This window comes from Salegentibacter maritimus (assembly GCF_016236915.1).
In the GTDB taxonomy this organism is placed as follows: Bacteria; Bacteroidota; Bacteroidia; order Flavobacteriales; family Flavobacteriaceae; genus Salegentibacter; species Salegentibacter maritimus.
This window is the reverse complement of the sequence record NZ_JAEHOK010000002.1, coordinates 218,052-233,006: the sequence shown is the minus strand read 5'-3', so window position 1 is coordinate 233,006 and position 14,955 is coordinate 218,052. Positions and strand designations below refer to the sequence as shown.

The window sequence follows — 14,955 nt, the reverse complement described above, 5'->3', positions numbered from 1 at the left end:
TAACACATTATTAGCGGAATAGCTTACCTGCATGTTAAGATTACTTGTTAACTTTAGTTATGTCTTTGTCTACATTAAAAAGTAACAATTTATGAGGGTGCAGCCGTTTCATTTAGCCATACCGGTCTCAGATTTACAAAAAGCCAGAAAATTTTATAAAGAAACCCTTGGTTGCGGCGAAGGCCGAAGCAGCGATCACTGGGTAGATTTCAATTTTTTCGGTCACCAATTGGTGATTCATTACAAACCAAAGGAAGAGATTGAAAAAGCACATAGTAATCCTGTTGATGGGAAAGATGTTCCAATACCCCATTTTGGCGTAGTCCTGGAATGGGATGTATTTGAGGAGTTTGCCAACTTATTAAGATCTAAAAGCCTTGAATTTGAAATTGAACCCTATATTCGTTTTCAAGGGCAGGTAGGCGAACAGGCCACCATGTTTTTTAAAGATCCTTGTGGGAATGCCTTAGAATTTAAAGCCTTTAAAAATAAAGATCAATTATTTGCAAAATAACCAACCAACTATAAAAATATGAATAGATTAAAACCGGCACTGGTACGCCAAATTTTTGTACTAATGCTCATCTTATTTTTAGCGGTTTTAATTTTTAAAGAAATTATTCCATACCTATCCGGGGTTTTGGGAGCCATCACCCTATATGTTCTTTTACGGAACTGGATGAAAAAATTAATAGCCAGGGGCTGGAGCCCTACGGTAGCTGCATCACTTTTAATGGCAGGTTCCTTTATAGGAATTCTTGTTCCCATTTCTTTGATTGTAATTATGCTTTCTTCGAAAATAAGTAAAGCAGTAGCTAATTCAGAAAGGGTAATTAGGGCCATAAAAGATCAACTAGTAGAAGCCGAAACCTATATTGGCTATAGTTTAAGCGATTCTATAGATACCGCTTCGGTCACCAATTGGATGTCTGGAAATCTGCAAAGTTTGGCAGGTGGCACTTTTAATGCATTTATCGCAATAGGTATTATGTACTTTATGCTTTATTATATGCTCACAAAAAGGGACTCTATGAAATCTTCTCTTATTTCTTACATTCCCCTAGGTAATGAAAACCTACAAATAATAGGTAAGGAAAGCGATCAACTTGTAAGGTCTAATGCACTGGGAATTCCACTTGTGGCAATTTTTCAGGGAGTTATAGCCCTTATTGGCTATTTAATTTTGGGAGTACCAGATCCTTTCTTTTGGTTTGTGATAACAGCTATAGGATCTATGATTCCATTTATTGGAACCGCTATTGGAATTATTCCCGTAGTAATACTTTTAATGGCCCAGGGCGATAATTGGCAGGCTATTGCTATGTTAATATATGGCTTTGTGGTTGTGGGTTCTACCGATAATTTAATTAGACTGTACATCTTAGACAGACTCGCTGCGGTACATCCTTTAATTACTTTATTTGGAGTTATTGTTGGAGTGCCACTTTTTGGTTTTATTGGATTAATTTTTGGACCATTGCTTATCTCCTTGTTTTTATTAATTCTGAAAATTTACAAAAAGGAGTATGGCAATTCCAATGACAGACTTTAAAACAACTACTAATCAACAAAATGAAGAATAATTATGAATATGTTCAGTAAAAAGAAGCAAGAGATTGATGAGGAATACCTAAAGAAAGGTGTTGCGCAGGTAAAAGATGGAGATGTAGAATTAGCAGCAAAAAATCAGGAGAAAATAGAAGATAAAATTGTAAATGCCAGTACACTAAGGAAGTATACAGAACTTGGTAAATTAATGTTTGGAATGCTTCAGGATTATAGAAAAGGTGCATATAAAAATGTACCCTGGTTTACAATTGCTTCTATAGTTTTTGCGCTTTTATATGTCTTAAACCCTTTAGATTTAATGCCAGATTTTATCCCCGGACTTGGCTATGTAGACGATTTTGCCGTTTTAACCGTGGCATTGAGATTTATTGAAACCGACCTTCATAAGTATTTAGATTGGAAACTTGAGGAAGCTTAATTTCCCGGCTTTAAATAACTAAAAAATCCTATCAAGCCTAAATTCAAATTTCAGGCTCAATAGGATTTTTTTAATCTGGCACCTAATAGGTTATTTATTCAACATACTTTTTTCCTTAGCTCTTTTTTTATGGCGTTCGGTAGCTAATAAAGTATTTTTAAGCAGCATAGAAACCGTCATTGGACCTACTCCACCCGGTACAGGTGTGATGTATGAAGCACGCTTACTTACATTTTCAAAATCTACATCTCCTTTTATCACGTAGCCTTTTTCAGCTTCTTCATCTGGCACCCTGGTTATTCCCACATCAATAATAACAGCATCATCTTTAATCATTTCAGCCTTTAGGAAATCGGGAATTCCAACCGCGATAATAATAATATCGGCCTGGGAAGTGATTTGGGTAATATTTTTAGTGAATTCGTGCGTTAAGGTAACTGTTGAATTTCCTGGAAAACCGCTTCTCCCCATTAAAATACTCATAGGTCTCCCCACAATATAACTTCTACCAATAACCACAGTATGCTTTCCTTTTGTTGGAATATCGTAACGCTCTAACAGTTCTAAAATTCCAAAAGGGGTCGCAGGGATAAAGGAAGTCATATCCAGGGCCATTTTCCCAAAATTGGTAGGGTGAAAACCATCTACATCTTTATCGGGGTCTACGGCATTTAATACTTTTTGGGTATCTATTTGTGGAGGCAAAGGAAGCTGTACAATAAATCCGTCTATATCGTCATTCTGATTTAACTCTTCGATCTTATCTAAAAGTTCCAGCTCACTTACCGTATTTGGCAACCTATATAAAGAAGATTCAAATCCAACTCTTTTACAGGATTTTACTTTAGCATTAACATAGGTTAGGCTGGCCCCGTCGTTTCCTACAATAATCGCAGCCAAATGAGGTACCTTTTCCCCTCTTTTTTTAATTTTCTCAACCTCAGCAGCGATTTCATTTTTAATATCGTTACTGGTTTTTTTTCCGTCTAATATAGTCATGGTCAGTTTTCAGTTGGTAGTAGCAGTTGGCAGTTTTTAATCTTTACCCACTCCAAATCTCCCAGGATTATTAATCATAAAATTTAGAAGTTTTCCTACTTCGTGACTTTTCTTAATCAATTTATCTTTTGTATCTAAATCTAGGTATTTACAAGCATAAGCAAACTCTAACCAGCTTTGAGTTTCAGCGTTCTCAGCGTCACTATCAGTTAACTTGCTTACAAAGTGCTTCTCGTACCTTCTCTTTCTATAAGCCTCAGCAACATTTACACAAACCGACCTCGAACTCCTCCTTATTTGATCTGTTAAGGAATAAGTTTCTTCTTTAGGGAATCTTCTTGAATTCTCAAATATCTCCATAGCAAGTTCAAATCCAATCTCGTAAACACGTAGTGATTTAAAATCCATATTAAGTATTTAATTAATTGCCTACTGAGACTGGAACAACTGCCTACTGAGTTCTATTTCATTCCCTTCATCATTTGCATCATCTTCCGGCCTCCACCGCCTTGCATCATCTTCATCATTTTTCCCATCTGGTTAAATTGTTTTAACAGCTGGTTTACTTCCTGAACCGAGGTCCCCGAACCTTTACTAATTCGTTTCTTTCGGCTGGAATTTATAATTTTTGGATTACTTCTTTCTTCAGGGGTCATGGAGTGGATTATCGCTTCAATTCCTTTAAAGGCATCATCATCAATATCTACATCTTTAAGCATCTTTCCTGCTCCCGGAATCATTCCCATAAGGTCTTTCATAGACCCCATTTTCTTAATTTGCTGTAGTTGCTTTAGGAAATCATCAAAACCAAACTGGTTTTTGGCAATTTTCTTCTGAAGTTTTCTCGCTTCTTCTTCATCGTATTGCTCCTGGGCACGCTCCACAAGGGAAACCACATCTCCCATCCCCAAAATCCTGTCGGCCATACGGTCTGGATAGAACACATCTAAGGCATCCATCTTTTCTCCGGTACCAATAAATTTAATAGGCTTATTAACTACAGATTTAATGGATATGGCTGCACCACCACGAGTATCACCATCTAATTTTGTAAGGATAACCCCATCAAAATTAAGTCTCTCATTAAAAGTTTTTGCGGTATTAACCGCATCCTGCCCTGTCATGGAGTCTACCACGAATAAAGTTTCGTGTGGTTCTATGGCCTGGTGAATATTCGAGATTTCGGTCATCATCGCTTCATCTACAGCTAAACGACCGGCGGTATCTATAATTACCACATTATGGCCATTTTCTTTAGCGTGTGCAATAGCAGCTTTAGAAATAGCTACCGGATCCTGGTTTCCTTCGTCTGAAAAAACCTCAACACCAACCTGCTCTCCAACCACATGCAACTGATTAATGGCCGCGGGACGGTATACATCACAAGCCACCAACAAAGGCTTTTTAGTCTTTTTATTTTTAAGGAAGTTAGCGAGTTTACCAGAAAAAGTGGTTTTACCACTACCCTGTAAACCAGACATTAGAATCACAGAAGGATTTCCCGAAAGGTTAATGCCTTCGGCTTCCCCACCCATTAACTCGGTAAGCTCGTCTTTTACCAATTTTACCATCATCTGGCCGGGCTTGAGGGCAGTTAATACGTTTTGGCCCAGAGCCTTTTTCTTTACGGTATTGGTAAAGTCTTTGGCTATTTTATAATTCACATCGGCATCTACCAAAGCACGTCTTACTTCTTTTAAAGTTTCGGCAACGTTTACCTCGGTAATCTGGCCGTGGCCTTTTAAAACGTGTAAGGCATTATCTAACTTATCGCTTAAATTATCAAACATAATTTTTCCTGTGATTTAATCCCAAAAAGGGTATAATTCTACCGAGGCCTCCCTCGAAATTTAAAACTTTTTCAACTAACTTCTATTTTCCTACGAAGTTCTAATTCCTCCTTTTAGAAGGAATTGCAAATTTAATGATTTGAGCCTGAAGTGAAAACTTTTTATTTCATTCCAATTCAATATTCCTTAATTTAAACCTACATACGTTCTGGCACCTGTATTCCTAATAAACCAAACGAAGATTTTATAACACTGCCTACGCTATTGGCCAATTGTACCCTTAAAGTTTTCTCGGTGATATCTTCGGTTCCCAAAATGGTTATATTTTGATAAAATGAATTGAATTCTTTTACCAGCTCGTAGGTATAATTGGCAATTAAAGCCGGACTATGATTTTCTGCCGCCAGTTGAATAGTTTCAGGGTACAACTGAAGTTGTTTTATTAGCGAACGTTCTTTTTCGTGAAATTTATAAGCATCTTCCACCGGTTTTTTAAAATCGAAATCGGCTTTTCTAATTATAGATTGAATTCTGGCATAGGTATACTGAATAAATGGGCCGGTATTTCCCTGAAAATCTACCGATTCTTCAGGGTTAAAAAGAATTCTCTTTTTAGGATCTACCTTTAGAATATAATATTTTAATGCCCCCAGGCCTATAATTTTGTAGAGTTCCTCTTTTTCAACCTCGGTATAACCATCTAATTTCCCTAATTCTTCAGAAATATTTTTGGCAGTTTCGGCCATTTCGGCAATAAGGTCGTCGGCATCTACCACGGTTCCTTCCCTACTTTTCATTTTTCCGCTAGGTAAATCTACCATGCCATAACTTAAATGATAAAGGTAATCTGCCCAGTCAAATCCAAGTTTTTTCAGAATTAAAAACAAGACTTTAAAATGATAATCCTGTTCGTTACCCACGGTATAAACCATTCCGCTAATATCAAAATCTTTCACGCGTTGAATGGCGGTACCAATATCCTGCGTCATATAAACCGCGGTTCCGTCGCTACGCAATACAATTTTCTCATCAAGGCCTTCATCGGTAAGATCTATCCATACACTCCCATCTTCTTTTTTATAGAACACTCCTTTTTCAAGTCCCTGGTTTACCACATCTTTCCCTAAAAGATAGGTGTCGCTTTCGTAATAATTTTTATCGAAATCCACGCCCAGCGAATCATAGGTTTTTTCAAACCCCTGATACACCCATTGGTTCATTTTTTCCCAAAGGGCCACCACTTCCGGATCACCGGCTTCCCACTTCAACAACATTTGTTTAGCTTCAACCAAAATTGGCGCCTCTGCTTTCGCCGCTTCTTCAGAAATTCCTTTGGCCTCCATTAATTCGGCAACCTCTTTTTTATACTCCTGGTCAAATTTCACATAGTAATTCCCTACCAACTTATCCCCTTTTAAGCCTGTAGACTCCGGTGTTTCACCGTTTCCAAAGCGCTCCCATGCCAACATAGACTTACAGATATGAATCCCCCTATCGTTAATAATCTGGGTTTTGTAAGATTTATTTCCGGCAGCGCTTAAAATTTCAGCCACAGAAAATCCTAAAAGAATATTTCTAATATGACCTAAGTGTAGGGGTTTATTGGTATTTGGAGAAGAATATTCCACCATAATACCCTTAGCATCTTCGGCTGGGGGTAGTATTCCAAAATCTTCCCTGTCTTTCATTCCGTTGAAAAACTCCAGGAAATAGGCATCGCTCAAAACAATATTCAGAAAACCTTTTACCACATTAAAACCTGAAACTTCGTTAACATTTTCAGTTAGATAAGTTCCAATTTCTTCGCCAAGTTTAACGGGATTCGTCTTAAGCGTCTTTAACATTGGAAAAGTAACCAAAGTGATATCGCCTTCAAAATCCTTGCGCGTAGGTTGAAATTCAAAATTTTCGATTTCAACATCATAAGCCTTTTTAACGGCAGCTTTTACGTGGTTAGCGAGAGTACTTTGGATTGTCATCTTTTACTTTTATTTATTGTTTTAAGCGCTGCAAAGATAACAGAAAATAGGCTTTTGCCTATAATTTACTCGATAATCGAGATTAATCCCTATAGTTATCGGGACACCGGGACTTGTCTTAAAATTGTAAACTATTTTTTCTTAATGCTTCCTGATCATGTCCCGAAGTAATTTACTTATCTTTAAACAAAAAGCTATGTTATTAAATATCTCTTATAACCGAAGCAAAACCAAAGAAAAAATCGATAATGAAGTTGGCAGGCCGTTTACGCTGCTTGATCGTATGAAGTTAAACGGCACAGGCTCACCAAAACTGCATATTACCGATACCAGCATTGATATTCATAACCTATTGGTTTTAGATAATAATGCCAATACCTGTAATGTTGAAATGCGACCAAAAGGGATTATAGTAATGTTTAGATCTCTTTTAGAGACCTACGCCCTTGTAATTCCTTATTATAAGCTACATCTTTACAAAGGAAAAGCCGAAGAATACTCTATTTATAAAGATCATTCTAAGATTAAGGTAAAAGCAAACACACCCGCTATACACAAGTATTTTAAAAAGATTTTAGACTACAAATCAGATAACGCCCCTACGCAAATTGAGGATCTTTAACTATAAATTTACAAGCGGTTCTCGGCAACTCTCATTTTTATAATCTAAGCGTAAACTCTTCATAATTTTTAAAAGCTATTGCTATTGCAATTTTGCCAAAAAAATTAATGGAATTATTTATTTATGCTTTTGCCGCACTCTTCTCTGTGATGAACCCACTGGGAACCGTGCCAATTTTTGTAGGGCTCACCCGAGAATATTCTGCAAAAGAACAATCAAAAACTTCGCTACTTACTGCTATTAATGTTTTTGTGATTCTTTTGATTTCGTTTTTTATTGGCAGATATATCTTACATTTTTTTGGGATTAGTATTGAGTCTTTAAGAATTGCCGGGGGACTTATTATCGTAACCTCGGGATTCGCTTTGCTCACCGGCTCTTTTTCCAAACATAAAGGAATGGAAAAAGAAAGAGTAAAAAACGATGCTTTTCAAAGAAATAATGTTTCGCTTACCCCTCTGGCAATACCCATGTTGGCAGGACCAGGATCCATTTCTCTACTAATTGGCATGTATGAAGATTACACCGTAATTTCTCAAAAACTTATTGCTGTACTAGCCATTCTTGGCGTTTGCTTAGCAACCTTTCTTGTATTACGAAGTTCTCACTATATTGTAAAAATGCTAGGCGCTTCAGGCATTAATGCTATTTCCCGAATCATTGGCTTTATTGTGATTGCCATTGGGATTGAATACATAAGCTCCTCGGTAATATTGGTGTTGAGCGATGCTTTTAAATAGTATTATCGCTTCCCGAAAGCAAGTCCGCCAATGAGTGCTAAAATCCCGAAACCAATCATGGCATAAGACTGGGTATTGTCGCCGTGAGCTTCAACCTGCAATGGGCCAGCATCAATAGCAAATTCGGGTGTTATTAGTCTATATACTCCATACCCAATCATTCCAACCCCAATTATAAGGAGCACTATTTTAAGTACGTTATTCATTTTATAAAGTTTTACTAATCTCCCCGAAAAGTACTAATTTAATTGGTATTTTAAGCTTAAAATTTTTCTATGAGAATTCTTCTTACAGGTGCTAATGGTTATATTGGAATGCGCTTGCTCCCTGAACTTTTGGAACAGGGCCACGAAGTAGTTTGTGCTGTTCGTAACAAAAATCGCTTTACTTCCAACCAGGAGCTTCTGGAAAAAGTTGAAATTGTAGAACTCGATTTTTTAAAAGATAAAAAAGCTCCGGAAAAAATCAGGAATATTGATGTAGCTTACTACCTGATTCACTCTATGAGCGGATCTACCAAAGATTTTGATAGCCAGGAAGCAACAGCAGCCCAAAATTTCAATAAAATAATGGAAGGCACTTCAGTAAACCAGGTTATTTACTTAAGTGGTATTATCAACACCGAGAAACTTTCCAAACATTTAGAATCAAGAAAAAAAGTAGAAGAAATTTTATATAGCGGTAGTTTTAAACTCACTGTTTTAAGGGCTGCAATTATTGTAGGTTCAGGAAGTTCTTCTTTTGAAATTATAAGAGACCTCTGTGAGAAATTACCGGTAATGATCACCCCAAAATGGGTTGAGACCAAATGCCAGCCTATTTCTATTCGCGATATTATTAAATTTCTCACCGGAGTAATTGGCAAAGAAGAATGCTATAACCAATCTTTTGATGTTGGCGGCCCCGATGTACTCACCTACAAAGAAATGATGCTAAAATATGCCGAAGTTAGAAATTTAAAGCTTTGGATTATAGGCGTACCTGTTATGTCTCCAAAACTTTCTTCTTACTGGTTATATTTTGTAACTTCAACCTCGTATAAACTGGCTCAAAATCTTGTAGACAGTATGAGTGTAGAGGTAATTACCAACGACACTCGCTTACAGGATATTTTAAAGATTGAAACCATTTCCTATACAGAAGCCATAAAACTTGCTTTTTATAAAATTGAGCAAAATCAGGTTATTTCCAGTTGGAAGGATTCGTTAAGCAGCGGCCGCTTTAATAAAGAATTGAACAAATATATACAGGTTCCAAAATATGGTTGCCTCTTAGACAAACAATCGGTCAGGGTCGAAAATCCCGAAGAAGTGCTGGAACGCATTTGGGCTATTGGCGGACTAACAGGCTGGTATTATGGCAACTGGCTATGGAAATTTCGTGGTTATATAGATAAACTCTTTGGAGGAGTAGGCTTGCGCCGCGGAAGAACCCATCCAAATAAGATAGCCTCCGGAGATTCTTTAGATTTCTGGCGTGTACTTTTAGCCGATAAAGAAGAAAGAAGGCTTTTGCTTTTTGCTGAAATGAAAGTTCCCGGCGAAGCCTGGCTGGAGTTTTGCATAGACAAAGAAAATGTACTACACCAAACCGCTACATTTAGGCCAAAAGGTATTTGGGGTCGCTTGTATTGGTATGCCATGTATCCATTTCATTACTTTATTTTTGAAGGAATGCTAAACAAAATTGCCAAAGGTGAATCTAAAAAGCAAATAGCTTAATCTCTCTCAATGCTTTACATCTGAAAAAATCATTATAAACTGAACAGCAGCAAATTTTGAAGCAAATTTCCCGGTCATTTTTAAAAAACCCTTTGCTTTATATCGCAGCAGGAATCTTATTTTTTACAGCACTCTACATTTTCTCCTTTACCGAATTTTTCTACGAACTTATAGAAGCTGGTGCTATTTGGGTTCGTGAAATCTTTGGAGGTTTTTACCTTTGGCTTGGATTATTATGTGTTATGTTCCTAATTTATATTGCCTTTTCGAAATTTGGAAATATAAAACTGGGAAGTTCAAAACCGGAATTCAACAGGCTTTCCTGGATTGCCATGCTATACAGTGCCGGGATGGGTTCAGGGATTTTATTGCGAGCGGTACAGGAACCGGTTTTTATGTTTCTAAACAGCCCCATAAGCACAGATTCTAGTGCCGAAGTTATCGCTCTGGAATACACCTATTATCAATGGGGTTTTACTGCCTGGGCCTTCTATGGTATTTTCGCACTTCTAATTGCCTATTCCCTATTTGTTAAAAAATCGAATATATTATTAGGCAGTAGTTTACCGCAGTTCAAAAAGATAAAATACCTACCAGAAAGCATAAACCTACTCACTATTCTAACTACTGTTTTTGGACTGGTAGCTGCAATTGGCTTAGGCACTACCCAGATTGAAGGAGGTATTAGCCACCTAAGCTCCAGCCCTTCAGGTACGCTTTGGCTTATCATTTTATTAGTTTTTATAGTTTGTTTGGCAGCATTTATTTCGGCATTTGCCGGAATTAAAAAGGGTATAAAACGTATCTCCAACTGGAATATTTACATCACAACCATACTTATGCTTTTTGTCTTATTACAGGCAGATATCCTTACTGTTTTTAACCGCTTTTTTGAATCTCTATCCAAGTATATTATAGATTTTATACCGCTTAGTTTAGCCCTGGGCAACTATAATCCAGGGAAAGAATTTCTAACCGAATGGACGTATTACTACTGGGCTTTTTGGTTGGCCTGGGCTCCTTTTACCGGGATTTTTATCGCCAGAATTTCAAAAGGAAGAAGTATTCGTGAGATGATTTTGGGGGTTTTGCTTATCCCATCGCTGGGAAGTTTTTTTTGGTTTAGCGTTTTTGGTTCGACTTCATTCGATTTAATAGGAAGTATGGACACCTATAGAGGGGAGTTTGATAATGTTTTCACCTCCTTATTTCGCTTTTTTGAAGCCTTCCCACTTTCCAACTTCACAAATATGCTCAGTATACTATTACTAATTAGTTTCCTGGTTACTTCGGTAGATTCGGCTATTTATGTTTTAAGCATGTTTAGCGATAAAGGCAGGGAGCATCCCAGAAAAAAATTCAGGTTAATTTGGGCTATTTTAATCCTTATTTTTTCGCAAGCGATTATTATTCTTGGAAATATTAAACCCAATAGCAATGTACTAACCGCAATGCAAAAGTTTTTAATTATTAGCTCGCTTCCCTTTGCATTTTTTACGGCCGGGATTATGATTTTATTTTTAAGGGAGTTATTCAGGAAGCACTAATTTCCCCTATCGTCATCCTGAAATTATTTCAGAGCCTGCTCCGAAATTTATTCGGAGATATAAGATGTGAACATTTTGATTATGTTAGAAGCTGAAAATGAATTCAGCTTGACGAACCGTATCTTCAAAACCTCTTCGACACACGGCCATTTCTGAACTCCCCTCGCTCCTTTTGTCAATCATCAGATTCAAGAAAAAAAGGAAAGAAACTTCAGAATCATCAACCTGAACCTACCCGCCTGAACGAACAGGCAGGTTCAGCTTAACGAAATCTTTAATTATTTTATCTAAAAAATATGTGAGACTAAGATTTTGGTAAAAAAACCTCGGCCATCATACAGCGGGCACTGCCTCCACCGCAAGTTTCTATCACATGAAGATCACTGCTTAAAATCTTGCAATGCTTTTCTATTTTCTCTATTTGCTCCTGATTTAAGCTCTTGTGTGCCCTCGCACTCATTACCAGAAATTTATCATCTGTACCCTGTACCTGGAGCATATTGCCGGCAAACTCGTGCATTTGTGCTTCAGAAATTGCGATAACTTCTTTCCCATCCTCATTTAAATGCTTCAGTACATTTTTTCGCTCCTTCTTATCGTCTATGCTATCAAGGCAGATTACGGCAAAGTTTTCGGCCAGGCACATCATAACATTTGTGTGATAGATTGCTTTTCTTTTTCCATCTACACTTTGATTGGCATTAAAAATAACCGGTGTAAACTCAAAATCTTCACAAAATTCTATCAGTAAATCTTCGTCTGCACGCGCCGATAATGCACAGTAAGCTTTACGATTCTTCCTATCCAGCAATAAGCTTCCGGTTCCTTCCAAAAAGACATCGTGCTCTTCGGCTTCGGTATAATCTACTATATTTTTTATTTTAAAACCTTCCTCTTCAAGTTTGGCAAAATATTCCAATCGGCGTTCTTTTCTGCGGTTTTCTGCAAACATAGGATATAGCCCTATATCTCCATTTTCATGAAAAGAAACCCAGTTGTTTGGGAAAATAGAATCTGGCGTATCGTCTTCCACCTTATCGTTTACCACAATCACATTTACCCCTACATTTTTAAGTTTTATAACAAATTCATCAAACTCTTTTTGGGCGCGTTCGTTTACATTATCGGCTGTTAAGTCTTTTTGAAAATAATTATTTACCGCAGTTTGCTCGTTCATTCTAAACGCCACCGGGCGCACCATTAAAATTGTATCTGTAATCTGTCTCATTATGCTATTCTCTAATTAAAGGTAAAGTGGAACAACGCAAAAGTCCTTCCTGTTTAGAAATTTCAGCGTAAGGCACTTCTTCAACTGTAATACCCTGCTCTCTTAACCAAGTATTTAATCTTGTAAAGTTTTTTTCTGAAATCACAATATCTTCATCTATAGAAAAAATATTGGAATTCATATAATACATCTCCTCCCGGGTAATCTCAAAAACGTTTTCTTTCCCAAAGAGATTTACCAACCAGTTATATTCCTCTTCTTCCAAGAAACCATTTCTATGAATAATTGCTTTTCCCTTACCTACAGGTTGAAAGCAACAATCTAAATGCAAAGCATTATCCCTGGGCTCTGTATTTGATTTCCTCAAGTTAAAGGAAACCACTTTTTTATTAGGAAATAACTCCTGTAAAGCTTCTACCGCTTGCACATTGGTACGTGCAGTGATATAATCTTTATAATCTGTACCACGATAGGTACCTACAAGAATATAATCTCCCAAAGGCATCACATCACCACCTTCTATATGAGCTTCTTCGGGTAACTGCAGTACTTTAGAAGGATCTATTTGCTGAATAACGTGACTAATGGCTTCAATTTCCTGCTCCCTATCTGGTAGAATATTAGACTTTATAAACTTATCCTCGATCACAAAAGCAATATCCCGAGTAAAAATTTGATTATAATCTTTTATTACTTTGGGCCTAAATACCTGTACTTTATATTTCTCCAGAATTTTAGCGACGGCCTCCATTTCCTCTATCATATCCTCCTCCCTGGGATAGGATCCCATCCTGATGAATTCGGCTGATTTTGGATCGTAAGCTTCTTCTAAAGAAGGTTCGGGACCATTGCTTTCAGCTGTACCCAAAACCACAGCTCTAAGCCGTGAAGTCTCATTATTGATATTCAATTTCACAAGTAAATTTTTATCAAATATAGAAAAAGCTTCATACGATGATGAAGCTTTTTCAAGATTTATTAATAAAAAAAGATATTTTCTACCTTTCTTCTACTGCCTTAAATTCGCGTAAATTTGCTCCGGTATAAATTTGGCGCGGTCTACCAATCGGTTCTTTCATTAACCTCATTTCCCTCCATTGTGCGATCCATCCAGGAAGTCTACCAAGTGCAAACATTACAGTAAACATTTCTACCGGAATACCTAGTGCCCTATAAATAATTCCTGAATAGAAATCTACGTTTGGATAAAGTTTTCTATCCACAAAATATTGATCTTCCAATGCTTCTTTTTCAAGCCCTTTGGCAATATCCAAAACAGGATCATCTACACCAAGTTGCCCAAGTACTTCATCGGCCGATTTTTTAATAATCTTAGCTCTAGGATCGAAGTTTTTATAAACACGGTGACCAAAGCCCATTAGACGGAAAGGATCTTCTTTATCTTTAGCTTTTGCCATAAATTTCTTAGTATCGCCACCATCCTCTTTAATTCTTTCCAGCATTTCTATAACTGCCTGGTTAGCCCCACCGTGAAGTGGTCCCCAAAGTGCAGAAATTCCTGCTGAAATTGAAGCAAAAAGTCCGGCGTGCGAAGAACCCACCATTCTTACTGTAGAAGTAGAGCAATTTTGTTCATGGTCTGCATGTAGAATTAATAATTTATCTAATGCATCTATAACTGCTTTGTCTACGCTGTAACTTTTCCCCGGTTTTTCGAACATCATTTTATGTAGATTTTCTACATAACCTAAAGTATCGTCACCATAATTTAACGGAAGGCTATTTTTCTTTCTAAGTGTCCAGGCTGCAAGAACCGGAAATTTACCCAAAATTTTCACTATTGCCTTGTACATATCCTCTTCAGACTCTACATTCACAGAAGATGGGTTAAAGGCAATAAGTGCACTTGTTAAAGAAGAAAGTACGCCCATTGGGTGCGCCGATTTAGGAAAACCGTCAAGAATTTTCTTCATCTCCTCATCTACTGCAGACTCTTCCTTAATATCGGCATAAAATTTATCTAACTGCGTCTTAGTTGGCAACTCCCCGAAAATAAGTAAATAAGCTACTTCCAGGAAATCAGCTTTTTCTGCAAGAGCTTCAATAGGATACCCCCTGTAACGAAGCACACCTTCTTCTCCATTTAAAAATGTAATGGCACTTTCGCAGCTACCAGTGTTTTTATACCCACGATCCAGGGTAATAACACCTGCTTCTGCACGCAATTTTTTTATATCTATTCCCTGTTCATTTTCGGTTCCTTCTACAATTGGGAATTCATATTTTTTCCCATTTATTTCAATCGTCGCTTTTGACATATCTTAATTTTATATACTTTAATTCAACTAATTTTCGAGAGTTGCTAATTTAAGAAATATACT

General features: G+C 37.1%; 15 protein-coding genes. 7 read left to right on the top strand and 8 right to left on the bottom strand.

Translation table 11 applies throughout. The features are described from left to right. The first annotated feature begins 91 nt into the window (after nucleotides 1-91). Genes I6U49_RS02660 through I6U49_RS02650 form a run of 3 tightly spaced genes read left to right on the top strand, consistent with a single transcriptional unit; the run spans nucleotide 92 to nucleotide 1,987 of the window. Nucleotides 92-514, top strand: coding sequence for a VOC family protein (locus tag I6U49_RS02660; RefSeq protein WP_198627464.1), 423 nt, complete (start codon nucleotides 92-94; stop codon nucleotides 512-514). A gap of 18 nt (nucleotides 515-532) precedes the next feature. Continuing rightward, nucleotides 533-1,552: an AI-2E family transporter gene (locus tag I6U49_RS02655; protein WP_198627463.1), complete on the top strand. Its 1,020-nt coding sequence runs from the start codon at nucleotides 533-535 to the stop codon at nucleotides 1,550-1,552. A 33-nt stretch (nucleotides 1,553-1,585) separates the two neighbouring features. Continuing rightward, a complete protein-coding gene (locus tag I6U49_RS02650) occupies nucleotides 1,586-1,987 on the top strand; it encodes a YkvA family protein (protein WP_317191837.1) in 402 nt (133 codons plus the stop codon). 90 nt (nucleotides 1,988-2,077) lie between these two features. Here I6U49_RS02650 and I6U49_RS02645 read toward each other — a convergent pair whose 3' ends face one another. The 4 genes from I6U49_RS02645 to argS all read right to left on the bottom strand — a co-directional run bounded on the left by I6U49_RS02645 (nucleotide 2,078) and on the right by argS (nucleotide 6,755). After that, nucleotides 2,078-2,986: a bifunctional 5,10-methylenetetrahydrofolate dehydrogenase/5,10-methenyltetrahydrofolate cyclohydrolase gene (locus I6U49_RS02645; RefSeq protein WP_193710347.1), complete on the bottom strand. Its 909-nt coding sequence runs from the start codon at nucleotides 2,984-2,986 to the stop codon at nucleotides 2,078-2,080. 36 nt (nucleotides 2,987-3,022) lie between these two features. Further along, complete coding sequence (locus I6U49_RS02640; protein WP_198627462.1) at nucleotides 3,023-3,394, bottom strand: four helix bundle protein; 372 nt, start codon at nucleotides 3,392-3,394, stop codon at nucleotides 3,023-3,025. 53 nt (nucleotides 3,395-3,447) lie between these two features. Continuing rightward, on the bottom strand, nucleotides 3,448-4,776 hold the full coding sequence (gene ffh / locus I6U49_RS02635) for a signal recognition particle protein (RefSeq protein WP_193710345.1): 1,329 nt from the start codon (nucleotides 4,774-4,776) through the stop codon (nucleotides 3,448-3,450). 197 nt (nucleotides 4,777-4,973) lie between these two features. Next, the gene (gene argS, locus I6U49_RS02630) at nucleotides 4,974-6,755 is read right to left on the bottom strand and encodes an arginine--tRNA ligase (protein ID WP_198627461.1); all 1,782 of its coding nucleotides are present in this window, start codon (nucleotides 6,753-6,755) and stop codon (nucleotides 4,974-4,976) included. Nucleotides 6,756-6,951: 196 nt separating this feature from the next. Here argS and I6U49_RS02625 point away from each other — a divergent pair, with 196 nt between their 5' ends. Both I6U49_RS02625 and I6U49_RS02620 read left to right on the top strand, forming a co-directional pair. Further along, a complete protein-coding gene (locus I6U49_RS02625) occupies nucleotides 6,952-7,377 on the top strand; it encodes a hypothetical protein (protein WP_193710343.1) in 426 nt (141 codons plus the stop codon). Nucleotides 7,378-7,484: 107 nt separating this feature from the next. Next, complete coding sequence (locus tag I6U49_RS02620; protein WP_193710342.1) at nucleotides 7,485-8,117, top strand: MarC family NAAT transporter; 633 nt, start codon at nucleotides 7,485-7,487, stop codon at nucleotides 8,115-8,117. A gap of 2 nt (nucleotides 8,118-8,119) precedes the next feature. Here the strand turns inward: I6U49_RS02620 and I6U49_RS02615 are convergent, their stop codons facing one another. Beyond that, nucleotides 8,120-8,323 carry a hypothetical protein gene (locus tag I6U49_RS02615; RefSeq protein WP_193710341.1) on the bottom strand — a complete coding sequence of 68 codons (204 nt, stop codon included), beginning with the start codon at nucleotides 8,321-8,323 and terminating at the stop codon, nucleotides 8,120-8,122. Between the two features lie 69 nt (nucleotides 8,324-8,392). Here I6U49_RS02615 and I6U49_RS02610 point away from each other — a divergent pair, with 69 nt between their 5' ends. Together I6U49_RS02610 and I6U49_RS02605 are read left to right on the top strand one after the other, a co-directional pair. Beyond that, a complete protein-coding gene (locus I6U49_RS02610) occupies nucleotides 8,393-9,838 on the top strand; it encodes an SDR family oxidoreductase (RefSeq protein ID WP_198627460.1) in 1,446 nt (481 codons plus the stop codon). Nucleotides 9,839-9,894: 56 nt separating this feature from the next. Next, entirely contained in the window at nucleotides 9,895-11,385 is a 1,491-nt protein-coding gene (locus I6U49_RS02605) for a BCCT family transporter (protein ID WP_232804613.1), read from the top strand. Nucleotides 11,386-11,689: 304 nt separating this feature from the next. On the opposite strand, the gene ctlX is transcribed toward I6U49_RS02605, so the two are convergent. From ctlX to I6U49_RS02590, 3 genes are all read right to left on the bottom strand, one after another. Next, nucleotides 11,690-12,613, bottom strand: coding sequence for a citrulline utilization hydrolase CtlX (ctlX, locus tag I6U49_RS02600; RefSeq protein WP_198627459.1), 924 nt, complete (start codon nucleotides 12,611-12,613; stop codon nucleotides 11,690-11,692). Between the two features lie 4 nt (nucleotides 12,614-12,617). Further along, nucleotides 12,618-13,529 (bottom strand): dimethylarginine dimethylaminohydrolase family protein, encoded by a 912-nt coding sequence (locus I6U49_RS02595; protein ID WP_198627458.1) that lies wholly within the window; start codon nucleotides 13,527-13,529, stop codon nucleotides 12,618-12,620. A gap of 82 nt (nucleotides 13,530-13,611) precedes the next feature. Next, nucleotides 13,612-14,892, bottom strand: coding sequence for a citrate synthase (locus I6U49_RS02590; RefSeq protein ID WP_193710337.1), 1,281 nt, complete (start codon nucleotides 14,890-14,892; stop codon nucleotides 13,612-13,614). Nucleotides 14,893-14,955: the final 63 nt, after the last annotated feature.